Annotated in this window: 26 protein-coding genes; 8 read left to right on the forward strand and 18 right to left on the reverse strand. The window is 56.8% G+C overall.

The features are described 5' to 3' along the window. Positions 1-7: 7 nt before the first annotated feature. The 9 genes from DA792_RS17775 to DA792_RS17815 are packed head-to-tail and all read right to left on the reverse strand — an operon-like array spanning position 8 to position 4,611. Complete coding sequence (locus tag DA792_RS17775) at positions 8-517, reverse strand: flagellar basal body-associated FliL family protein (protein ID WP_107721649.1); 510 nt, start codon at positions 515-517, stop codon at positions 8-10. An 11-nt stretch (positions 518-528) separates the two neighbouring features. Beyond that, positions 529-1,254, reverse strand: coding sequence for a flagellar basal body L-ring protein FlgH (gene flgH, locus DA792_RS17780; RefSeq protein ID WP_107721651.1), 726 nt, complete (start codon positions 1,252-1,254; stop codon positions 529-531). Between the two features lie 13 nt (positions 1,255-1,267). Beyond that, positions 1,268-1,705, reverse strand: coding sequence for a flagellar basal body P-ring formation chaperone FlgA (gene flgA / locus DA792_RS17785; protein WP_107721653.1), 438 nt, complete (start codon positions 1,703-1,705; stop codon positions 1,268-1,270). After that, a complete protein-coding gene (gene flgG, locus DA792_RS17790; protein WP_009570537.1) occupies positions 1,702-2,487 on the reverse strand; it encodes a flagellar basal-body rod protein FlgG in 786 nt (261 codons plus the stop codon). Before flgG ends, flgA begins: the two co-directional genes overlap by 4 nt. Positions 2,488-2,501: 14 nt before the next feature. After that, entirely contained in the window at positions 2,502-3,218 is a 717-nt protein-coding gene (locus DA792_RS17795) for a flagellar hook-basal body complex protein (RefSeq protein ID WP_107721655.1), read from the reverse strand. Continuing rightward, on the reverse strand, positions 3,218-3,484 hold the full coding sequence (gene fliQ, locus DA792_RS17800; protein ID WP_107721657.1) for a flagellar biosynthesis protein FliQ: 267 nt from the start codon (positions 3,482-3,484) through the stop codon (positions 3,218-3,220). Before fliQ ends, DA792_RS17795 begins: the two co-directional genes overlap by 1 nt. 3 nt (positions 3,485-3,487) lie before the next feature. Then, positions 3,488-3,784, reverse strand: a complete 297-nt coding sequence (gene fliE / locus DA792_RS17805) for a flagellar hook-basal body complex protein FliE (RefSeq protein ID WP_074643820.1) — start codon at positions 3,782-3,784, stop codon at positions 3,488-3,490. A 29-nt stretch (positions 3,785-3,813) separates the two neighbouring features. Beyond that, on the reverse strand, positions 3,814-4,206 hold the full coding sequence (gene flgC, locus DA792_RS17810) for a flagellar basal body rod protein FlgC (protein ID WP_107721659.1): 393 nt from the start codon (positions 4,204-4,206) through the stop codon (positions 3,814-3,816). A gap of 12 nt (positions 4,207-4,218) precedes the next feature. Beyond that, positions 4,219-4,611 (reverse strand): FlgB family protein, encoded by a 393-nt coding sequence (locus DA792_RS17815; protein WP_107721661.1) that lies wholly within the window; start codon positions 4,609-4,611, stop codon positions 4,219-4,221. 80 nt (positions 4,612-4,691) lie between these two features. Between DA792_RS17815 and DA792_RS17820 the strand changes: the two genes are divergently transcribed. Beyond that, positions 4,692-6,020, forward strand: a complete 1,329-nt coding sequence (locus DA792_RS17820) for a FliI/YscN family ATPase (RefSeq protein WP_107721663.1) — start codon at positions 4,692-4,694, stop codon at positions 6,018-6,020. Here DA792_RS17820 and DA792_RS17825 read toward each other — a convergent pair. Both DA792_RS17825 and DA792_RS17830 read right to left on the reverse strand, forming a co-directional pair. After that, positions 6,017-6,652 (reverse strand): winged helix-turn-helix domain-containing protein, encoded by a 636-nt coding sequence (locus DA792_RS17825; protein WP_439099398.1) that lies wholly within the window; start codon positions 6,650-6,652, stop codon positions 6,017-6,019. The two genes, DA792_RS17820 and DA792_RS17825, sit on opposite strands and share 4 nt — an antisense overlap. Positions 6,653-6,686: 34 nt before the next feature. Next, positions 6,687-6,977 carry a hypothetical protein gene (locus DA792_RS17830; protein ID WP_107721668.1) on the reverse strand — a complete coding sequence of 97 codons (291 nt, stop codon included), beginning with the start codon at positions 6,975-6,977 and terminating at the stop codon, positions 6,687-6,689. A gap of 198 nt (positions 6,978-7,175) precedes the next feature. Between DA792_RS17830 and DA792_RS17835 the strand changes: the two genes are divergently transcribed. The 3 genes from DA792_RS17835 (at position 7,176) to DA792_RS17845 (ending at position 9,660) form a co-directional block, all read left to right on the forward strand. Beyond that, positions 7,176-7,688, forward strand: a complete 513-nt coding sequence (locus tag DA792_RS17835) for a hypothetical protein (protein WP_107721670.1) — start codon at positions 7,176-7,178, stop codon at positions 7,686-7,688. A gap of 122 nt (positions 7,689-7,810) precedes the next feature. Beyond that, on the forward strand, positions 7,811-8,440 hold the full coding sequence (locus DA792_RS17840; RefSeq protein ID WP_107721671.1) for a ribonuclease HII: 630 nt from the start codon (positions 7,811-7,813) through the stop codon (positions 8,438-8,440). Between the two features lie 119 nt (positions 8,441-8,559). Continuing rightward, positions 8,560-9,660, forward strand: a complete 1,101-nt coding sequence (locus tag DA792_RS17845; protein ID WP_107721673.1) for a site-specific DNA-methyltransferase — start codon at positions 8,560-8,562, stop codon at positions 9,658-9,660. A 99-nt stretch (positions 9,661-9,759) separates the two neighbouring features. Here the strand turns inward: DA792_RS17845 and DA792_RS17850 are convergent, their stop codons facing one another. Further along, positions 9,760-10,899, reverse strand: a complete 1,140-nt coding sequence (locus tag DA792_RS17850; protein ID WP_107721675.1) for an alkane 1-monooxygenase — start codon at positions 10,897-10,899, stop codon at positions 9,760-9,762. Positions 10,900-10,902: 3 nt separating this feature from the next. Beyond that, on the reverse strand, positions 10,903-11,985 hold the full coding sequence (gene mutY, locus DA792_RS17855; RefSeq protein WP_107721677.1) for an A/G-specific adenine glycosylase: 1,083 nt from the start codon (positions 11,983-11,985) through the stop codon (positions 10,903-10,905). 102 nt (positions 11,986-12,087) lie between these two features. Here mutY and DA792_RS17860 point away from each other — a divergent pair, with 102 nt between their 5' ends. After that, entirely contained in the window at positions 12,088-12,624 is a 537-nt protein-coding gene (locus DA792_RS17860; RefSeq protein ID WP_107721679.1) for a DUF721 domain-containing protein, read from the forward strand. Beyond that, positions 12,621-13,292, forward strand: a complete 672-nt coding sequence (locus DA792_RS17865) for a DsbA family protein (RefSeq protein WP_107721681.1) — start codon at positions 12,621-12,623, stop codon at positions 13,290-13,292. The genes DA792_RS17860 and DA792_RS17865 overlap by 4 nt, the downstream gene beginning before the upstream one ends. 4 nt (positions 13,293-13,296) lie before the next feature. On the opposite strand, the gene lpxK is transcribed toward DA792_RS17865, so the two are convergent. The 3 genes from lpxK to DA792_RS17880 are packed head-to-tail and all read right to left on the reverse strand — an operon-like array spanning position 13,297 to position 15,830. Then, positions 13,297-14,289: a tetraacyldisaccharide 4'-kinase gene (lpxK, locus tag DA792_RS17870; protein ID WP_107721683.1), complete on the reverse strand. Its 993-nt coding sequence runs from the start codon at positions 14,287-14,289 to the stop codon at positions 13,297-13,299. Next, a complete protein-coding gene (locus tag DA792_RS17875) occupies positions 14,286-15,572 on the reverse strand; it encodes a 3-deoxy-D-manno-octulosonic acid transferase (RefSeq protein ID WP_107721685.1) in 1,287 nt (428 codons plus the stop codon). The genes lpxK and DA792_RS17875 overlap by 4 nt, the downstream gene beginning before the upstream one ends. A gap of 12 nt (positions 15,573-15,584) precedes the next feature. Continuing rightward, positions 15,585-15,830, reverse strand: a complete 246-nt coding sequence (locus DA792_RS17880) for a DUF4170 domain-containing protein (RefSeq protein ID WP_107721687.1) — start codon at positions 15,828-15,830, stop codon at positions 15,585-15,587. Between the two features lie 157 nt (positions 15,831-15,987). On the opposite strand from DA792_RS17880, the gene DA792_RS17885 reads away from it, so the two are divergent. Together DA792_RS17885 and DA792_RS17890 are read left to right on the forward strand one after the other, a co-directional pair. Then, positions 15,988-16,794, forward strand: coding sequence for an HAD-IIB family hydrolase (locus DA792_RS17885; protein WP_107721689.1), 807 nt, complete (start codon positions 15,988-15,990; stop codon positions 16,792-16,794). Between the two features lie 3 nt (positions 16,795-16,797). Continuing rightward, entirely contained in the window at positions 16,798-18,018 is a 1,221-nt protein-coding gene (locus tag DA792_RS17890; RefSeq protein ID WP_107721692.1) for a glycosyl transferase, read from the forward strand. A gap of 62 nt (positions 18,019-18,080) precedes the next feature. On the opposite strand, the gene DA792_RS17895 is transcribed toward DA792_RS17890, so the two are convergent. Both DA792_RS17895 and DA792_RS17900 read right to left on the reverse strand, forming a co-directional pair. Further along, positions 18,081-18,860 carry a 3'(2'),5'-bisphosphate nucleotidase CysQ gene (locus DA792_RS17895; RefSeq protein WP_199908087.1) on the reverse strand — a complete coding sequence of 260 codons (780 nt, stop codon included), beginning with the start codon at positions 18,858-18,860 and terminating at the stop codon, positions 18,081-18,083. Beyond that, positions 18,847-20,193, reverse strand: a complete 1,347-nt coding sequence (locus DA792_RS17900; RefSeq protein ID WP_107721693.1) for a TldD/PmbA family protein — start codon at positions 20,191-20,193, stop codon at positions 18,847-18,849. The genes DA792_RS17895 and DA792_RS17900 overlap by 14 nt, the downstream gene beginning before the upstream one ends. Positions 20,194-20,284 lie beyond the last annotated feature (91 nt).

Raw genomic sequence — 20,284 nt, forward strand, 5'->3', positions numbered from 1 at the left:
TGCGTGTTTAGCCAATGTCTTGGCGCACAATGTCGATCACCAAAACATCGTTGATCTGTGGCCCAATGGTTTTCTGAGCCACTTCAACCAAAGCGCGCCGCAGGGCATTCATCGTGCTGCTGTCAGTAAACGCGCCTTTAAACCCGCCCGTATTGGCATGATCAAACAGTACCTGAAGAAACGCATCACGCAATTTGGGTTCGCGAGCATAGATTGCTTCGCGGCTACCGGTTGTGGCCTCAAGGCTTAGTGAGAGTACAACCATCGCGGTCACTCGCCCCCCATCAAGGTCGGGGATCACGAATTGGTTGTTCAACTTCACGTATTCGAACGCGGCGTCCGCCGGGGGTGCGTCTTCGTCGCCAGCATGTTCTGCGTCTTTGGGCTTTGCAGCCTCCGTATCACCGCAGGGGTCAATGGCGACAATTTCTGGGTTCGGGCGCAACATCAGCCCGCCGCCAACGCCCGCGCCAAGCCCGATAAGGGCCAAAAGAATGGGGAGTAGTTTTTTGATCACGAGACTCTCCTTTAGAACGGCAAAACGATGTCCGCGATTTGTTGCCCATAGCGGGGCTGTTGCACCTGAGAAATCTGACCTCGGCCGCCGTAAGAAATGCGGGCAGAAGCGATTTTGTCATAGGTGATTTCGTTTTGGCGCGAGATGTCTTCGGGGCGGACATAGCCTTCGACCAAAAGCTCACGAATTTCAAAATTCACGCGGACCTCCTGTGAGCCTTTGATGTGCAAAACGCCGTTGGGCAACACATCAACAATCGTCGCTGCGACAAGAAGCTTGAGCTTCTCATTGCGCTTGACGCTGCCGTTGCCCGAAGAGGCAGAGGTCGAATTGGTTGAGACCGCAGATCCCATGGAGGCCCCGTCAGGCAACTGATCATTCAGGCGTTCGGGGATGCCGAACAGGGAGGGGATGCCCATGGATTCAGAGCCGGAACGACCGCGGTTGCTGGTGTTTGACATCTCGGCACTGTCGTCGATCTCGACCACCACAGTCATAATGTCACCGCGCTCAATGGCGCGCCGATCTCCCAAAAGCGAGCCGCGGGACGCATTCCACAGCGATGCGGCATCTGACGGGCTGCGGGTTTCGATCTTGTCCGGGAGGGGCGGATTGAGCATCGCGGATGTTTCGGCAGAGGTTTCAACGGGCGAAAACGAGGGAAGGCGTCCGACCTCTCCGAGATTGCTGCAGGCGGTGAGGGTCAAAAGTGCGGGAAGGATAAGGGACGTACGCATATTAAAATCCTGATTATTGAGAGATGGGGCCGCCGACGCGGACGGTGCCATCCGGCGCAACGACGCCTGAGACGGTGGTTTTGGAGGTAAGGTTCATGACGCGGAGCATGTCGCCCGGGCCCGCACGCCCAAGGGCACGGGCATCCGCATAGATGGAGAGGCCGCCACGGCTATAGACGAGCGAGACAATTTGATTGCGCTCGATGATGGCCGCGGGACCGATGTCAGAAGCTGCAATCGGACGCCCAGTGTAAAGCATCACATGCGCTTCAAGGCCCACGGCATCCTCGATGGTGGTAATAGCACCGGGAACATCGCCTTCGATCACGGTTAGATCGTCGGGCAAAAGCAACGTTTGTGCCCGGATTGTGCGGGCAGCGACCACAGTGTCGGCGGCACTTGGTGTTGTCAAAATTGACAAGATGAGGGGTATGATAAGACGTTTGATCATCGGATTTGCGTCGTCGCAGAGAGCATTTGGTCGGCGGCGGTGATGACTTTGGCGTTCAATTCATAGCCACGCTGGGCTTCGATCAGCTCGGTGACTTCGCGCACGGCATCAACAGAACTGTCCTCAAGATAACCTTGGCGCAATGTGCCCAGCCCGTTCACGCCCGGAGATGCGACAAGCGCCGGACCCGATGCGGTTGTTTCGAGGAAGAGGTTGGAGCCGATCGCCTCAAGCCCCTTGGCATTGGTAAAGCCCGCAAGGGAGAATTGCCCCAGAAGTTGTGGATCAATCACGTCGTTGAAATAGGCGTAGACCTCGCCCTCGGCGTTGATCGAAATGGAGCGCGCGTCGTCCGGAATGGTGATGCCCGGCACCACCTCATAGCCGTCTGAGTTGACGATAAGCCCATCGGCTGAGCGTTTGAGCGCGCCGTCACGGGTATAGGCCGATTGGCCTGAGGGCAGGGTGACTTCGATATAGCCTTGTCCTTCGATGGCCAAATCAAGATCGCCGCCGGTCTGCGACAACGACCCTTGGGCCAATTGTACCGTGACCGAGGACGGCCGCACACCAAGGCCAAGCTGAACCCCGGTGGGCAGGATGGTGCCATCGGCGGAGTTGATTGTGCCGGGGCGGGCCATTTGTTGGTAATGCAGATCGGCGAATTCGGCGCGCCGGGCGTTGTAACCCGTGGTGTTCATGTTCGCGAGGTTCTGCGAAATGGTTTCCACCCGCATCTGCTGGGCGCTCATCCCCGTGGCTGCAATTTTGAGAGCACGCATGTCTGGCTCCTTCCTTAACGACCGAGCGTCGAGATGACGGATTGGATCCGCTCATGCTCTTGCTCCATAAATTTCTGACCCATGGTGTAGGCGTGTTGGACCTCGATCATCCGGGCGACCTCTGTGATCGCATTGACGTTCGAGTTTTCGACGTAACCCTGTAAAATGACCGCATTTTCTTGCGGAATGATCGCGCCGGTGGTCATGAATCGAACACCGTTTGTGCGGGTCAGCGTGTTGGGATCTTCTGGCATGTAGAGGCCGATTTGCGACAGTGGCAGACCATCGGCGGAGAGGGTGCCGTCCGAAGATACCGCAACCGTGCCGGCATCTGGCGGGATGAAAATCGGCGCGCCGCCATTGTCGAGGAGGCGATAGCCATCATGGGTGGTCAATTCGCCCTGATCATTGGTGGTAAATGCCCCGGCGCGCGTGAGGGCCTGACCATCGGGGGTGTCGATCATAAAGAACCCATCGCCTTCAATGGCAAAATCATAGGCTCCGCCGGTGGGTGTCAAAGGCCCCTGACTGTCATTGGTCAGCCGCACATTGCCCTCGGCCATCGACAGGCTGTCTTCGCCCGTTTCCAAAGCGGAAATATATTCGGAAAAGATCAGCCCCTCTTTGCGAAATCCGGTGGTGGACACGTTGGCGATGTTGTTCGCAATCGCCTGCATCTCCCTGTTCAAACCAACCATGCGGGTGAGGGATGTATATCCTGCGCTATCCATTACAGGCCTCCAATCAAGGGGATGATGCGGTCGTGGAAAAAGCTGGCAAGGGTTTCGGTCATGAAGCCCATCGACATCCAAAAGACGACAAGAATAGCCACCAGTTTTGGCACAAAGGTGAGGGTCATTTCCTGAATGCTGGTCAGGGCCTGAAACAGGCCAACGACCAGGCCCGCCACCAAGGCGACGACAAGAATCGGCGTTGAAATCATCACCGCAATCCAAAGCGCCTGTCGCAGCGTGTCATAAAAGACCATCTCATCCATGGCTTACACCGGCATCCGCAGGATTTCTTGGTAGGCCTCAACAACCTTGTCGCGCACGGTCACGGCGGCTTCGACGGCCAGTTCAGTCTGGGCCAAGGCCTGAACCAAAGATTGGCTGTCGGCCTTGCCGGACATGGCGGCCTGAGCGACTTCGTCGCCTTGGCGCAAAGTGTCGGCAAAACTGGCGGCCGCCTGACCAAAGGCGCTTTGGGTGGATTGCCCTTCTGCTCCCGGTTTTGGCGCGGTGGCGGGCCGCGTTGAGGCGTAGCCTTGGGCGGCAAATGCTGAGCGGATGTCCATTCTGGTCTCCTAAAGTTGAGCGCGGCGTTCTACCGGCGCAGCAGTTCAAGTAAGGACGACGACATTTGCCGGGCCTGATCGAACATCTTGAGGTTCGCCTCATAGCTGCGTTGTGCCTCACGGGCGTCCGCAATTTCGATCATCAGCTCGACATTGGAGCCGTCGTAAAATCCATCTTCACCGGCCATCGGATGACCTGGATCGTAGACGCGGGTCAGCTCGGTTTGATCCAACTGAACATCCCCTGTGCTCACCGCGCCGGTCCTTGCGCCTTGTTCGACAACCTCTTCGAAAGAAACGGTTTTTCTGTGGTATCCGGGGGTGTCCGCGTTGGCGATATTTTCCGACACATGGCGCAGGCGGTTGGCCTGTGCCTTCATCCCGGAGGCGGAAAGACTAAGAATATTTTGAAGATCTGACATGGCCGGCCTCCTTTACCTGCGCCCGATTGAGGTGCGTAGAATGTTCATTGAGGTTTTGTAGACAGAGAGCGCCAGATCATGTTCGTGCCGCACCTGCGAGGACTTCATCATTTCGGTTTCTAGCGAAACGGTGTTGCCATTGGGCGAACTGGGGCCGGGTGCATCAAAAAGCCGAAATCCATTCGTATTCTCCGACTCCGCGGACGCCATATGGCCCGCACGCGTTGTGCGCATGGCGGTGTCTGCTTGGTTGCCCTCATAGGCCTCTTCAAAAGACGCAACATCTTGGGCCCGATACCCGGGGGTATCGGCATTCGCGATGTTTTTCGCGACGGCTTCTTGACGTGTCACGGCATGACGGGCCAACCCGCTTGCCATCTTAAAAATATCCAAATTCTCGAACATCGGGGCTTCTCCTCCGAGTTATCTCAACCAAGGCTTAACCTTGATTCCTTTAGAAAGGGTTTCAGAACACGGAGGGCGTCATGAACAGTATTGGCTTTGAAATGCTTCTCTCGGAGATTGCATCGGTGAAACCGGTTCACTCTGTTGGGCGGGTTATCGAAGTGTCTCGCGGGGTGTTGACCGTATCGGGCCTCAGTGAGATCGCGGCGCTGGGCGATCTGGTAGAGATTGGTCATGGCACGCAGGTTCGCCGTGGCGAAGTTCTTCAGCTCGACAAAAAGAGCGTGACCGTTTTGCCGGATGGTGGCCCGGATGGATTGTCGATTGGCGATCCCGTGGCCCATATTGGCAAAAACCATATTGCCCCGGATGATATGTGGATTGGTCGCGTGATTGATCCCTTTGGACAACCTCTTGATGGCAAACCTATTTTACAGGGCAATAAACCACGTGCTTTGCGTGGGCAGCCCCTGAATCCAACGGAACGGCGCGCTTTGGGGAAACGGTTGGAAACGGGTTTGGCCGTGTTCAACACGCTTCTGCCAATTGTGCGTGGGCAAAGGATCGGTCTTTTTGCGGGTTCGGGCGTGGGGAAATCCACGCTTTTGGCCAAACTTGCCACCGGACTTGAGGCCGATGTGGTTGTCATCGCAATGGTCGGGGAGCGTGGGCGCGAGGTGCGCGAATTTATCGACCGGGTTCTTGGCCCTGCTGGGATGAAGCGGGCTGTGATTGTCGCCGCAACATCGGATCAATCGCCGATGGTACGGCGTCGGTGCGCATGGACGGCCATGTCGGTGGCCGAGCATTTTCGCGACAAGGGCAAACAGGTTCTATTTATGGCCGATTCTGTCACCCGGTTTGCGGAATCGCATCGTGAAGTGGCGCTGGCCACGGGCGAATCCAGCTCGCTCAGGGGGTTTCCGCCCTCCACCTCGCATCTGATCACCTCGCTATGCGAACGCGCTGGACCCGGGATCGGCGACGCTGGGGATATTACGGCGGTGTTTTCCGTGCTTGTGGCGGGGTCCGATATGGAAGAACCGATTGCGGATATTTTACGCGGGGTGTTGGATGGTCACATCGTCCTAGATCGCCAGATTGCCGAGCGCGGGCGATTCCCGGCGATTGATCTTTTGCGCTCCGTATCGCGCGCGCTGCCTCATGCGGCCTCGGATAAGGAGAATGAGTTGATTGCGCGGGCGCGGCGTCTTTTGGGAGTGTTTGACCGGTCTGAAATGATGATTCAGGCGGGGCTTTATACCGCTGGCACTGATCCGATGATTGATGAATCAATCGAGACATGGCCACGGTTGGATCACTTTTTGGCACAGTCAGAACCCAATGGCGTGCAAGCCAGTTTTGAGCGTTTGGAGGCCTGTTTCACTCCGGTCAAAGCCGCGCGTTAAACCATCTTGATGACGTCAGGCGGGCAACTGAGCATATAGCCTTTGCGTGCGATGTTTTTGACCAAAAGTTCGCTGACCATTTGGTTGCCCAACGTATCGCGAAGTCGCTTGATCCGTGTCGCTCCGGCCGCTTCGTCGCAATCGACAGAGGGACGGCCCGAGATCACGCTTTCGATTTCGGCCCCCGACATCACCTCATCATCAAGGCGCGCTTCGGCCAAAACGGACAGGGTTTCAATCGCCGCAGGGGTCAATTTGAATTCCATATTGTTGAGGTAGACTGTGTGCTCAGCCCGCGAAATCATCAGGGACGACACCTCGATCCCACGCTTTTCGATTTCTGACATGCGGCGGTTCAGCGCGATGATCGTGACCAAAAACACCAAAGCCGCGATGAGTAAAGCTGTTGCAAAAATCAACAGCACAAAGATCACCATCCGGTAGGAGGTCAACGTGTCGGAGAAGGACGTGCCCGATTGGGCGAGGATTTCCAACAGTTTGATCTCAGCCGTTGAGGTCAGATCGTTTTCAACGAATATCCGTTCGACCCGTGCATTAAACGCATTGGCGTCCGGCAGATTCAGGAACAAAAACACCGCAGCAATCAATAGGATGGCGACAATCGCCCCCATGCCAAAGATGACAACGCGCGAGACCTTGCGGCTGTCAGTATCGGAGGAAATAGTTGCCAGCACTGTCTTTCACCTCGCCAAGTTTATCCTCTGGGATCATCGCGACGATCGTCAGAAGAATCCAGCCGTCTTTTGCCAAACGCGACTGGAGCGCCTTGGCGGCGGCGTCTTTGGAACACTGCGCATCGCTGAGTTCGGCCACGCCGAAATGCAGCTTAAGCGGATTGTCCTGTTTGGCCTTATAGCTGGCGTAACAGGCGGCCTGTGCCAGCCCCGGCATGAGGGCAAGCGCGAGGGCAAGGGCAGGAAGGAGGTGTGGTTTCATGGCTCTCACTTTCATGCCTGTGACCCTGCGTGAAAGGACGATGTTATTCAATATCAAAGCCCGAAGACGCCCGCGCTATCCAATGACATTTGACTGATATTGAGCGATTTTCGCCTTTCCCGGCATCTTTGTCCCATCACCTCTTTCGCCCCGGCCATATGGGCCATGAACGGGCATCAGGACTTGAAAGGACGACCGATGAAACTCACGAAATTCACCGCCGGGCTCTTGGCGCTCTCAATCGGCACTGCCGGACTCGCTGCCGTTCCTGCACGCGCCTCTGATCAAGATGTGGCCATGGCTTTGGGTGGTTTATTGACGCTGTTTGTGATCGGCAAAGCCATCGAGAACAAAGGCGATCACAAAGTGGTTGTCGACACGGCCCATGACAAACCGGATGCGTGGCGCGATCGGAACCGGGGCGATGCTTTCCTAATTCCAAATGAATGCGTCCTCACCGTTGCCTCCTCGCGTGATGGCCACCAGTACAAATACGGGCACGAAAATCGGACACGTCTTGTTGCTCTTGAGCGCTGCGTTGATCAAAACCGCAAAGCCCGCGCTCCGCTGCCCCGCGCCTGTGAAACCCGGGTCTCGACCAAACGTGGCCGCGTTGACGCCTATGACGTTGGGTGTTTGACCAATTTCGGGTTCCGAGTGGCACGGTCTCGCGGCGATTACGATCATGGCAAAGGTCACGGCTACAAGTAAGCCGCTCAAATCCGAATACGCGGTTTCTCGTCCCGATGGGCCGCGTCACTTGGCGGGTGGTTCATGCGTTCCACCCGTCTTTTTTTCTTGCGTGCAGGGCGGGCATCGGCTTCACAAGGCCTATGGTAAAAACTGTCCCAGATTACACATTTGAAGAATCCGCTGGCCTGCGTGGATATAGGCGCATCGTTGGTGTGGATGAGGTGGGGCGCGGCCCTTTGGCCGGGCCTGTTGTGGCCGCTGCGGTTTGGCTTGACCCTGCGCGCATTCCGCCGGGTCTCAATGATTCCAAGGCCCTAAGCGCGAAACGCCGCGAGGCGCTTTATGACCAAATCCTCGCCAATGCGGATGTGTCCATTGCCTCCTGTTCAGTGGAGGAGATCGACGAGATCAACATTCTTCAGGCCTCATTGCGGGCGATGGAACGGGCCGTGGCTGGCCTTAAAATCCGCGCGGATTATGTGTTGGTTGATGGCAACAAAATCCCCGCTGCTTTCGGTCTGGATGCCGAAGCGATTATCAAGGGCGATGCGCGCTCTGTGTCGATTTCTGCGGCCTCGATTGTGGCGAAAACATGGCGCGATAAATTGATGGTGGATTTAGCGCAACAGCATCCCGGTTATGCATGGGAGAAAAACGCCGGTTATGGCACCAAAGCGCATCTGGAGGGACTCCAAAATCTTGGTGTGACCCCTCACCATAGACGTTCGTTCAAACCCATACACAACATCTTGTATCAAGAAAAAACCTAAGTATCTGATTCGAAAAAGAAATTGACTGGGAATCAGCAATGACTCATCTTTGTCCTCATAAAACGACGCCAAAAATGGTGCGTAATTGACGTCCCTCAGGGGCGCATATGAGGCAGAAAATGAAAACCAAAACCCGCTCGAGTGCGGCATCACTCCCGCTTAACCAAATTTTGGCTGGCGATTGTATTGATGTCATGAACAGCCTTCCCGAAGGCTCCGTGGATCTGATTTTCGCCGATCCGCCGTATAATCTACAGCTGCGTGGCGACCTTCACCGCCCGGATAATTCCAAAGTGGATGCCGTGGATGATGCTTGGGATCAATTTGACAGTTTCAAAGTCTACGATGATTTCACCCATGAGTGGCTCAAAGCGGCGCGTCGGTTGTTGAAACCGAATGGTGCAATCTGGGCGATTGGATCGTATCACAACGTCTACCGCATGGGCGCTGAGTTGCAGAACCTTGGATTTTGGATTCTCAACGATGTGGTGTGGCGCAAGTCGAACCCGATGCCGAATTTCCGGGGTAAACGCTTTACCAACGCTCATGAGACGCTGATTTGGGCGTCAAAGAACGAAGCCGCCAAATACACGTTCAATTACGAGGCGCTGAAGGCTCTGAATGAGGGCATTCAGATGCGCTCCGATTGGGTGCTGCCGATTTGTAACGGCGGTGAGCGCCTGAAAAACGAGGAGGGCGACAAAGCCCATCCGACGCAAAAGCCCGAAAGTCTGTTGCATCGCATTTTGGTTGGGACGACCAATCCGGGCGATGTTGTGCTTGATCCGTTCTTTGGCACCGGGACAACCGGCGCGGTCGCCAAAATGCTGGGCCGTGAATTCATCGGCATTGAGCGCGAAGAAAAATACCGCGAAGTTGCCGAAAAACGCATCGCTGCCGTGCGCAAGTTTGACAAAGACGCGCTGCATGTCTCCACGTCAAAACGCGCTGAGCCGCGTGTGCCGTTTGGCCAGTTGGTCGAACGTGGCATGTTGCGTCCGGGGGAAGAATTGTACTCCATGAACGGCCGCAAAAAGGCGAAAGTGCGTGCCGATGGCACATTGGTGTCGAATGATGTCAAAGGCTCGATCCACCAAGTGGGGGCGCATCTTGAAGGCGCGCCAAGCTGTAATGGGTGGACCTACTGGACCTTTAAGCGCGATGGCAAAAACGTCCCGATCGACGTGTTGCGCCAACAAATACGCGCGGAGATGCAGTAAGCCTCTGTTCCCGAAGTTTAAAAGTTACCGCCTGGTGCCTGCGGCCTGACATCGCGGCACCATCTTGGCCCCGTCTGTGTGACGGGGCCCTTTTTAGTTTTAGAAACGCGGGAGCGGGTTGGTGCCGTTTTTATACGGCTCCCAATCCTCAAATGTCGCAAGGTCAGGATAATAGCGTTTGCGCCAAGCTTTGACCTTTGGGTTCATCATCCGCCGCCACACAGGTGGGATCACGGCGGCAACCCCCATCAGCGTATAACCGTAAGGCAATTGCGGCGCTTCATCCTCATCGTAGTTTTGCAAAAGTGGGAAACGGCGGTCCGGTTTGTAATGATGATCAGAGTGGCGTTGCAGGTTGATCAACAACCAATTGGTCGCCATATGCGCGGCGTTCCAACTGTGATGCGGCATGACATGTTCGTATTTGCCATTGCCAAGATGCCGACGGGTCAGCCCGTAATGTTCGACATAGTTGGTCAATTCCAACTGCCAAATTGCCACAAGCGCCTGCCACATAAACAGGAAAAACCCGGGCACGCCGCCGACCAGAATCGCGAGGATCAACATGAGGATCTGAAGCGTCCAATAGCGAAAATGCGGGTTGCGTGGGTGCCATGGCGACACTCCTTTGCGCGCCAACAATGCCTTTTCTGCCGCCCATGCCGAACGCGGGCATTCATGGATCACTCGTGCAAAATAGTGATGAAACCCCTCATTATACAGCGCCGTGACCGCATCGCGGCGGGTGCCGACATGTTTGTGATGCACCAAAAGATGCTCAGTACGAAAGTGCGAATAGAGTACACTCGACAGCAATAAATCCCCCAGCCAGCGCTCCAGCGTGTTCCTTTGGTGAAACAACTCATGCGCGTAGACGATGCCGATGGAGCCAGAGGAGACGCCAAGCCCAAAGAACAACACGATGGTTTCAAAGGTTGAGAGGTGATCGGTGTGGGTGACAAACCAGATCAGGCCAAAGATGTTCGCAAACTGAATCGGAAACCAGATCATCGTGATCAACTGATACCAAAACAGCTCACTTTCGGCTGTGTTCGGGTCTGGATTGGCGGTATTGAGTCCCAAAACCGCGTCCAATGCGCCGATCAGATACCATGCACAAAGCGGCACCAAAATAAGGGTCCAACCACCAACAAAAGCGCTCAACCAAAGCAGTGGCACCACCCCAAGCGAAAGCCAAAAGGGCAGGGCGTTGCGGGGGCTGATTTCCGTTAAATTCATCTTTTAGGCTTCCTGATTTGCATCAGACGCTACGCGGTCCGTGGTAAATGTAGAATGAGCGAGGTCAAATGCCTTGCGCATCACGGTCGGTAAATCGGAAGCGCGAAAGGCGTTTTGGCCTCTGAGCGCATAGGACTCCAACGCACCTTCGACCTGATCTGCGCGATGAACGGTGAGAATCAGGTGGAAATGGGTGAAGGTGTGACGGACCTCGCCCACTTCTGACCATGTGCCTTCAAACGGCGCGGCTTTTGGATGGGCCTCGCGCCAATCGGTGCCCGGCCATCCCAACATCCCGCCCAACAACCCTTTGTCAGGGCGCGTTTCCAACACCCATTCCCCACGCGTCGTGCGTGCGACATAGGCATGTCCGTGGCGCGTGGGTTTGGGCTTTTTGGGCGTTTTCAGCGGGAATCGAGCCTGATCTCCGGCTTTGCGCGCGGCACAGCCGTCCATCCAAGGGCAAATCCCACAGGCCGGAGATTTCGGGGTACAGACCGTGGCACCAAGGTCCATGATCGCTTGCGCATAATCGCCCGGACGCTCGTTTGGGGTCAGCCTTTGCGCCAAAGCGGTCAGTTCCGGTTTGGCCGCGGGCAGGGGTGTTTCGAGGCGAAACAGCCGCGATGTGACCCGCTCGACATTGCCGTCCACCACCGTTTCCGGCAGGTCAAAAGCAATCGAGGCAATCGCAGCAGCCGTGTAGGGCCCAACGCCCGGCAGCGACAAAAGCCCCTCTCGGGTTTTGGGGAACACCCCGCCATGCGCGTCGCGAATGACCCGCGCACATTTCAAAAGGTTGCGGGCACGGGCATAATATCCAAGCCCGGCCCATTCGCCCAAGACGCGCTCATCTTCGGCATTGGCAAGCGCTGTGACCGTCGGCCAAAGCACAATAAACCGCTCAAAATAGGATTTCACCGCCGCAACCGTTGTTTGTTGCAACATGATTTCCGACATCCAAACCCGGTAGGGATCGGGCATGATGCCAGTCTTGCGATCCTGCGGCGAGACACGCCACGGTAAGTCGCGCGCATGACAATCGTACCACCCTAAAAGTGTCGTGGCCATTTCCAGTTGTTTCATTCCGTCACGCAATCTTTAGGTCGTGTCATCGGGTTTGTTGTGGCGTGTTTCGCCTGTGGCTCTACAATAGGGCAGACAATCAGATAGACCAGTCGAGAAACCATGGCAGACGTTCAGACACGCGCAAAACGACGCAAACGGGGGTTCGAGAGAACCTCTGGCCTGTTGCAGTCGAAGATCCGTGAAGCAACGGAAGCGCGTGGGTTTTCTGAGACCCGGCTTTTGACCCATTGGGAAGACATCGTGGGCGCACAAACCGCCGGCATGTCGCGCCCGATCAAAGTCTCTTATGCGAAAGGCGGATTTGGCGCGACGCTCACGCTTTTGACCACCGGGGCCTTTGCGCCGATGGTTCAGGCCGAATTGCCGAAAATTCGCGAACGGGTGAATGCGGTCTATGGCTACAACGCAATCAGTCGCATTCACGTGACGCAAACCGCGCCCACGGGATTTTCCGAGGGACGTGTGGCCTTTTCGATGCCGAAAAAAGATCACCGGCTGGTGATCACAGAGGGTGCGGCCGAAGAGGCCAAATCCATGTCAGAGGGCGCGCAAGACGAAGGTCTGCGCCGCGCCTTGGAGAAATTTGCGGGCACATTCTTGAGCCGCCAAAGCAGCCAAACGAAGGAAGACAAATGAATCGACGCATTTTCATGATCACGACCGCCATGGCAGCCCTGGGAGTTGGAGGGGCTTTCTTGTTGAAACCCTCATCTTCGGTGACGAATTTCGTTGTGACGCCTGCCAATGCTCAAGATGCGGCAGAGGTCGACACCTCGTCCATTTCTGATCTGGTGCTTGGCAGTGCTGATGCGCCGATTGAGATGATCGAATACGCGTCCTACACGTGCCCGCATTGCGCCAACTTTCATAAGGCTGTGTTTGAGCCTTTGAAAAAAGACTACATCGACACCGGCAAGGTGCGCTTTACCTATCGCGAAGTCTATTTCGACAAATTCGGTCTGTGGGCTTCCATGGTGGCGCGTTGTGGTGGGGAAATGCGCTATTTTGGTGTTCAGAAAATTCTTTATGACGAGCAAAAAGATTGGATCGCGGGCGGCAAAGACGCGATGGAGATCGTGGAAAATCTTCGCAAGATCGGCAAGCGCGCCGGGTTGACCGACGACAATCTTGATGCTTGCCTCAATGATGGCGAAATGGCCGAAAAGCTCTATGCTAAGTTCACCAAAGAAATGGCTGAATACGACATCGACGCGACGCCGAGCTTGGTGATTGATGGGGTGAAGCACAGCAACATGAGCTATGAGGATCTCAAGGCCATTCTCGACGCGAAACTTGCGGAATAAGGCTCTAATCCAGCCCAAGACGGGTCAAATGCCTGTCAATCTCTGTCCAGTCCGTCAGTTGCAAACGCACCGGCAAAGTGACCACTTTTAAGCGAAAGGCGCGGGGCAAACGCACCGCGTCTTTTTCTGTAGTCACAAGCTGCGCATTCAGGGCCAGCGCCTCAACCTCAAGCCGTTTCATCAATGCCAATGACAGCGGTTGATGATCCTTCAGGGCTTCAGCGCGCAATAGATCCGCACCCAACTCCCGCAGGGTTTGAAAGAATTTTTCAGGATGGCCAATCCCGGCAAAAGCCAAGGCGCGAAGGCCTTGCCAATCCATGCCAGTCGGCAATGGGGTGAGTTGCGCTACGGCGCGTGGAATCGACACTGATCCGGCCCAATCTGTCGAAAACCGGTCTTGCGCGCGGGGGTCACCAATGGAAATCAAAGCGTCCCCTCGTGCTATCCCGACCGCAACCGGTTCCCGCAACGGACCGCCGGGGATAACCCGACCATTGCCAAATCCGCGCCAGGCATCGACCACGATCAAAGTCACGTCTTTTTGCACCGATGGGTTTTGCATCCCGTCGTCTAAAATCACCACATCCGCCCCCGCGGCTTCGGCGGCCTTGACGCCTGCGGCGCGATCTTTCGCGACCCACGTTGGTGTGAAAGCGGCAATTAAAAGCGGCTCATCCCCCACTTCATCGGCGCGGTGTGTGCGTTCGTCCACGCGCACAGGCCCCTCCAGTTTGCCGCCATATCCGCGCGACACCACATGAGGCACATACCCGCGCCCGATCAGCCGCTGCACGAGGGCGATGGTGGTTGGGGTTTTGCCCGTGCCGCCCGCGTTGATATTGCCAACGCAAATTACGGGGATGCGCGCCCGATAGCCCGATTGGGCCACGCGCCGTGCCGTGGTGCGGGCGTAAAGTGCGGACAGCGGGCGCAAAAGCTGCGCCTGCCAGCCGGGGGCAGGTGGCGGGTTTGACCAAAACAGCGGTGGTTTCATGCGCTGATCCTTTCGCGCAGGTCAAGGAAATCCTGAACCAAATCTGCCACGCGATCGGTAACTTCAGCGCCCGAAGAGGCGATATCCCATGCCGCCTGCGCCATCAATGCGGCCTGATCCGGCGACAAAAGTTGCTCGATCTCTTCGCCAAGAGCGTAGCCATCGCGGACTTTACGCGCGGCTTTGCTTGCGGACAGGCTGTCATAGGCGGCTTTGAAATCGCTCACATAGGGGCCGTGGACAATGGCTGATCCCATTGCAGCCGCGCCATAGGGGTCGATGCCGCCTGCCGGAGTGAGCGACCGTCCCAGAAAGCTGACAGGGGCCGTGCGATACCAAATCCCACCACTGGAATGGGGTACGAGAATGACTTGCGCGACCTCAGAAATTGCTTTGTCCGGGTGGAGCCCACAGACGGCGAGGCCCGCCTTTTCCAACTGCGCCATGACGTTTGTCTTGGTGGCAGGATCGGCCAGAGACAGGATGAGCAAAAGCCGGTGCGCCCGTCGCAAAGCGCGTTTATGTGCACGGATCACTTCACCAATCTCTGCCTCATCAACTTGTGCGGCAAACCACACAGGGCGTGTGCCAATCTCGGTCACACGCCGGGTCAATTCCATCTCATCATAGGGTGGGGCGATCCCGCCCTCTTCGAGCAGTCCCAACGCTTCGATCTGTTCCGGGTCAACCCCGGCCCTGCGCCATGGCAATGTGGCTGCGGCGTTTGCTGTGATGACATGGTCAAAACTGGTGAGAACGGCACCGCGCAAACCGGGGATGCGTTGGTAGACTTCTAAGATGGGTGTGCTTTTGGCGGCGTCGATGGACAGGCACTCGACGCCCCTCTCTTGTGCGGCCTGGATCAAAGCGGGGCGAAATTTTCCTCCGACCCAAATCAAACAATCCGGGTCCCAATGGGTCATAAATCGGCGAATAATGCCCGCGCCTTCTTCGGGCGCAACAGTGATCGTACAGCCGTCTGGGAGAGACCCGATCGGAGGTGCCACGCCAGTTCCCAAAGTGATCAAACCGGCGATGTCAGGACGATCTTCGGCCAAGCGCGCATAGAGTTCCATAGCGGGGCGCAGAGCCGTTTGGGTGCCAGCATGCAGCCACACCAGTTCGCCTTTGGAGCGGGTCGGCAATTTATGCGCAAGGCGTTGATTGTATTCTGTTTCAGACAGGGTTCCTGCGCTGTGCAAACGCGACAAGCGTTCGGTGATCCGGCGTTCGGATCGACCGATCAGGCTCTTATAGAGGAGAAAGGAAAGGGCTATGGCCATCCGGCCTGAACCTCACTCTCCGAGTTCTTCTGTGGCAGAAGCCACCGCGCTTTCGTCGCGCAGGCGATGCAGATGGGCAATGAAATAGCGCATATGGGCGTTGTCCACGGTGCGCTGTGCCTCAGATTTCCAGGCATTATGGGCGGTTTCGTAATTCGGAAAAATGCCAACGATGTGAATGTCATCGACGTTGCGGAACACTGTTTTAGACGGATCGACAAGCTCGCCGCCGAACACAAGGTGAAGTCTTTGAACCATGGTCTCTCTCCGTTTTGCTTGGCCGCACCCTAGTCCAATCGCGGGGCGGGTCAAGCGGCGCTGGGGCTTTGCCTAAATCTTAGGCGTAGCACTGCCAATTTGAGCATTTCGGGGGGCGTCTGTTCCCCTTCTGCGGGCTGGGTGCCATGATGGAGCCATGTTGAAAGACCCAAAGATTGCCCCGCGTCTGATTGTGTTTTCCGATCTTGATGGCACTTTGCTGGATCATGAGAGCTATTCATGGGACCCGGCCCGTCCAGCCTTGGATCAGATGCGCACTCTGGGTCTTCCGCTTGTTCTGGCCAGCTCTAAAACCGCCCCTGAAATGGCCGCTTTACGCGCCGATATGGGGTTTGAGGACGTGCCCGCCATAGTCGAAAACGGTGCAGGCGTGTTGGAGCCGGGTGATGAGGCGGCGCAAGACAAAAGTGTTCACACCGCGATCCTCACCGCGCTTGCCGATCTCGACCCTGATCTGCGTCGGTGCTTTACCGGCTTTTCCGATTGGACCACACAAGAACTTGCGCAGCACACAGGCCTGCCTTTTGATCAGGCCAAATCCGCCGCAGCACGGCAGTTTTCAGAACCGGGTCTTTGGCAGGGCACGCCGGAGCTGCGCACTGCATTCGAGACAAATCTGGCCAAAAACGGCATTTTTGCTCGTCAGGGCGGCCGCTATCTAACCCTTTCAATGGGGGCAACCAAAGCGGATCGTATGGCCGAGATTGTAGCCCGGTTTGATCCCAAACCCGTCACCATGGCATTGGGGGACGCGCCCAATGATGTTGAAATGATCTGTGCTGCGGATCACGGTGTTGTCGTGATGAATGCACATGGGCCGGGCCTACCCGTGCTTGATGGCGAGGCCACCGGGCGGATCACGCGCACGCGGGAGCCGGGTCCAAAAGGTTGGAACACTGCGGTGCTGGATCGCATCGCACAACTCTACACAGAGAGAGGATGACAGATGGCTGATTTTCATCAGGGCGGGCGCGTCGCAACGCTTCACAATCTCCGGCTGAACACCGCAGAGGATCTCAATCGCGAACTCAATGCGTTTGCCACGTCGCGCAAGATCACCCTCATCCTACCGTCCCTGTTTTCCGAACTCGAAGGCGACGCTCTTCCCAATATCATTGACGAACTCAACAAGGTCGATTTCATCCACCGCATCGTGATCGGATTGGATCGCGCCACCGAAGAGCAATACCGTTACGCGCGCCAATTCTTTGCCAAACTCAAAGCCGATCATGTGGTGTTGTGGAATGATGGCCCGCGCTTGTCCGCAGTCGATGCGCGACTTCAGGCGCTTGATCTCTCCCCGTCCGAACCCGGCAAAGGGCGCAATGTGTGGTTCTGCCTGGGCTACACCATTGCTCGGGCCGACAGTGCCGTGGTCGCGGTGCATGATTGCGATGTCGTGACCTATACGGCCGAAATGTTGGCACGGCTGGTCTATCCGGTGGTCAACCCGACCTTCCCCTATCAAATGTCCAAAGGGTTCTACCCGCGTGTCGCGGATGGCAAACTCAATGGCCGGGTCACCCGCCTTTTGGTCACGCCGATGATCCATGCTTTGGCCAAAGTGCTCGGCCCCCGTGAATATCTCGATTTCCTCGCTGATTTCCGTTACCCGTTGGCGGGCGAATTCGCCATGCGCACGTCTATTTTGCCGGATATGCGTATCCCGTCGGATTGGGGGCTTGAGATCGGGTTGTTGTCCGAGGCATGGCGCAATCTTAGCCCGCGTGCTGTCTGTCAGGTCGAAATCTCGGATCGCTATGATCACAAACATCAAGACCTGAGCGAAGAGGATGCGAATGCGGGCCTGTCGCGGATGTCCGTTGATATTTGTAAGGCGCTCTACCGTAAACTTGCCGCCGATGGCACGGTCTTTTCAGAGGAAATCTTTCGCTCGATCAAGGCCACCTATTATCGCGGCGCGCTTGATCTGATCGAGACCTATTTCAACGATGCGCGGATGAATGGGCTGCATGTGGACCGCCATATCGAAGAGAAGGCGGTCGAGCTCTTTGCCAATAACATCATCCACGCCGGCAACGTGTTCCTTGATAATCCGATGGAAACGCCGTTCATCCCGAATTGGTCGCGTGTCCATGCCGCTGATCCAGACATCATTGCGTCGATGACCCGGGCTGTGGCGGAAGATATGGAAGAGTATAAATAAAGCGGTTCGCGATAAACGCGTGTGTCACGTTTGTCACGAGGCACTTTAAGCTGGATTAGGGTCTATTTCAGGCGGGAGAGAATGCCATTGGCCAAGGCTGGACACCCCGCCACAATCCCATCCAGTTTCGGCGTGGACTGGTTGAACAGGGGTGTTTTACCGCGTTGATCGGTGACTTGCCCGCCAGCCTCGGACACGATCAAACTGCCTGCGGCCACGTCCCATTCCCATGTGCCTCTGAGCGAAAACATTGCGTCATATCGGCCCTGCGCCACCAAGGAGAGGCGATAGGCGAGAGAGGGGCGGAATTTGTGAACAAACTTCGGCGCACCCCCGATCCAATGTTCGTCTTTGAGGTGTTGCCCTGTGGCCAAAACCCGTGCACCGTCCAGATCACAGCGCTGGCCCGTGCGCAGCGGTTCGTCATTGAGCCAAGCACCGTCGCCCTTGATCGCGGTAAAAAGACGGTCGCGCAGCGGCAAGTAGACTGCGGCGGCGATCACCTCGCCCTCTTCGGCAATCGCCAAAGAATGCGCCCAATTGTCATCGCCATGGATGAAACTGCGGGTGCCATCAATCGGGTCGACGATAAACACGCGGGTCTTGCCAAGGCGCTCAGAAGTGGTGTCCACCGTCTCTTCGGACAACCAGCCGTAATCCGGGCGCTCAGACAAAAGATACTCGTGCAACATTCTGTCTACGGCCAAATCAGCCTCAGTCACCGGACCTTGCCCGTCCCCCTTGTCCCAAACCTCGGGGTTCGCTTTCCAATAGGGCCGGGCGATCTCTCCCGCATTGCGCGCGGCCTCGATCAAAAGCTCAAGGTCGTCAATCGCCAGCAAGTGTCATCCCTTCCACCAAAAGTGAAGGCACGACGCGGCTCAGATGCAGGCGCGCATCATTGGCCGGGATCAATGTGCTCAACATCTCGCGCAGGTTTCCGGCGATGGTGCATTCGTTGACCGGATAGGTGATCTCGCCATTCTCAACCCAAAATCCACTGGCCCCACGCGAATAATCGCCCGTGGTCGGGTTGATCGAGGAACCAATCATATTGGTGACCAAAAGCCCGGTGCCCATGTCGCGGATCAGGTCTGCGCGGCTTTGGCTGCCTTGGGTCAGAGTGATGTTGGAGGGCGATGGCGACGGGGGTGAGGACACGCCGCGCGCCGCGTTGCCTGTGCTTTCCAAACCCAGTTTACGTGCTGTCGCCAAGTCCAAAATCCAAGACGTCAAACGTCCGTTGTCCACCAGGGTCCGTTTTTGTGTGGCCAATCCTTCGGCATCAAACAGCCGGGAGGCGGAGGTGCGTGCCCTGTGCGGATCTTCGGTCACTGACAGCGCGGGCGGCAAGATACATTCGCCCATCGCATCGCGCAGCCAGCTTGAACCACGCGCGACAGAACTGCCGTTGATCGCGGACAAAAGATGGCCGATCAGCGAGGCGGCGACGCGTTCGTGATAAAGTACGGGATAAGAGCCGGTTTTTGGTTTGCGCGGGCCCATCCGGTCCAAAGTGCGCTCTGCCGCAATCCGGCCGATCTCTTCGGGGCTGGGCAAGTCCACGCCAAAAATCCGACCCTCGCCGCAATAATCGCGCTCCATCCCAGAGCCTGTTCCGGCAATGGCGACACAGGAAATCATCCGATCCGTGCGGCTATAACCACCGCTAAACCCGTTCGTCGCGGCCATGTGGATACGGCGCTTGCCGTAGGCTGCGGCGGCTGCGTCAATCTGGGTGATGCCCGCGACGGCCATCGCTGCGGCCTCGGCGCGCAGGGCGTCGTCTTTTAGGTGTTCGGGATTGGGTTCGTCAGACGGATCATAAAGCTCCAATGCGAAAGTATCGGTGAGGTCGGTGATTTGTGACGGGTCGGCCAACCCGGCGGTGGGGTCTTCGGGCGCAAGGCGGGCCATTTTGACCGCGCGTTCCGCCATGGTGACAAGCGTTTCAGGGCGCGTATCCGAGGCTGACACGCTGGCCTGACGGCGCCCGATCAACACTCTGAGGCCAATGTCCACACCCTCAGATCGCTCCGCATGTTCAAGTGCCCCTTGCCGGACATTGATCGACACCGACGTGCCATCAATCGCCATCGCATCGGCGGCGTCCGCGCCCGCGGCTTTGGCCGCCTGTAACAGCGCCTGCGTCAGATCGGAAAGGTCTTGGGCCATGGGCGTTCCTTTGCTGTCCCTGCGTTTGTTTTGGCGCGCGGGTTGGTCGTCTTTATCATGAGTTAGGCCGCCCGCACTCAAAGCGCAAGCG

It is taken from the genome of Celeribacter baekdonensis, assembly GCF_003047105.1.
GTDB lineage: Bacteria > Pseudomonadota > Alphaproteobacteria > Rhodobacterales > Rhodobacteraceae > Celeribacter > Celeribacter baekdonensis_B.

Coding starts and splice junctions, on each gene's coding strand:
- DA792_RS17880 (WP_107721687.1), bottom strand. CDS start 15,830: ATGGTTCAAAGACTTCACCTTGTGTTCGGCGGCGAGCTTGTCGATCCG.
- DA792_RS17835 (WP_107721670.1), top strand. CDS start 7,176: ATGAAACTCACGAAATTCACCGCCGGGCTCTTGGCGCTCTCAATCGGC.
- DA792_RS17860 (WP_107721679.1), top strand. CDS start 12,088: ATGGCAGACGTTCAGACACGCGCAAAACGACGCAAACGGGGGTTCGAG.
- DA792_RS17885 (WP_107721689.1), top strand. CDS start 15,988: ATGTTGAAAGACCCAAAGATTGCCCCGCGTCTGATTGTGTTTTCCGAT.
- DA792_RS17875 (WP_107721685.1), bottom strand. CDS start 15,572: ATGGCCATAGCCCTTTCCTTTCTCCTCTATAAGAGCCTGATCGGTCGA.
- flgC (WP_107721659.1), bottom strand. CDS start 4,206: ATGTCAGATCTTCAAAATATTCTTAGTCTTTCCGCCTCCGGGATGAAG.
- fliE (WP_074643820.1), bottom strand. CDS start 3,784: ATGGACATCCGCTCAGCATTTGCCGCCCAAGGCTACGCCTCAACGCGG.
- DA792_RS17850 (WP_107721675.1), bottom strand. CDS start 10,899: ATGAATTTAACGGAAATCAGCCCCCGCAACGCCCTGCCCTTTTGGCTT.
- DA792_RS17820 (WP_107721663.1), top strand. CDS start 4,692: ATGAACAGTATTGGCTTTGAAATGCTTCTCTCGGAGATTGCATCGGTG.
- DA792_RS17825 (WP_439099398.1), bottom strand. CDS start 6,652: ATGGGGGCGATTGTCGCCATCCTATTGATTGCTGCGGTGTTTTTGTTC.
- DA792_RS17845 (WP_107721673.1), top strand. CDS start 8,560: ATGAAAACCAAAACCCGCTCGAGTGCGGCATCACTCCCGCTTAACCAA.
- DA792_RS17830 (WP_107721668.1), bottom strand. CDS start 6,977: ATGAAACCACACCTCCTTCCTGCCCTTGCCCTCGCGCTTGCCCTCATG.
- DA792_RS17900 (WP_107721693.1), bottom strand. CDS start 20,193: ATGGCCCAAGACCTTTCCGATCTGACGCAGGCGCTGTTACAGGCGGCC.
- DA792_RS17840 (WP_107721671.1), top strand. CDS start 7,811: ATGGTAAAAACTGTCCCAGATTACACATTTGAAGAATCCGCTGGCCTG.
- mutY (WP_107721677.1), bottom strand. CDS start 11,985: ATGAAACAACTGGAAATGGCCACGACACTTTTAGGGTGGTACGATTGT.
- DA792_RS17815 (WP_107721661.1), bottom strand. CDS start 4,611: ATGTTCGAGAATTTGGATATTTTTAAGATGGCAAGCGGGTTGGCCCGT.
- flgH (WP_107721651.1), bottom strand. CDS start 1,254: ATGCGTACGTCCCTTATCCTTCCCGCACTTTTGACCCTCACCGCCTGC.
- flgA (WP_107721653.1), bottom strand. CDS start 1,705: ATGATCAAACGTCTTATCATACCCCTCATCTTGTCAATTTTGACAACA.
- DA792_RS17865 (WP_107721681.1), top strand. CDS start 12,621: ATGAATCGACGCATTTTCATGATCACGACCGCCATGGCAGCCCTGGGA.
- lpxK (WP_107721683.1), bottom strand. CDS start 14,289: ATGAAACCACCGCTGTTTTGGTCAAACCCGCCACCTGCCCCCGGCTGG.
- DA792_RS17795 (WP_107721655.1), bottom strand. CDS start 3,218: ATGGATAGCGCAGGATATACATCCCTCACCCGCATGGTTGGTTTGAAC.
- fliQ (WP_107721657.1), bottom strand. CDS start 3,484: ATGGATGAGATGGTCTTTTATGACACGCTGCGACAGGCGCTTTGGATT.
- DA792_RS17890 (WP_107721692.1), top strand. CDS start 16,798: ATGGCTGATTTTCATCAGGGCGGGCGCGTCGCAACGCTTCACAATCTC.
- flgG (WP_009570537.1), bottom strand. CDS start 2,487: ATGCGTGCTCTCAAAATTGCAGCCACGGGGATGAGCGCCCAGCAGATG.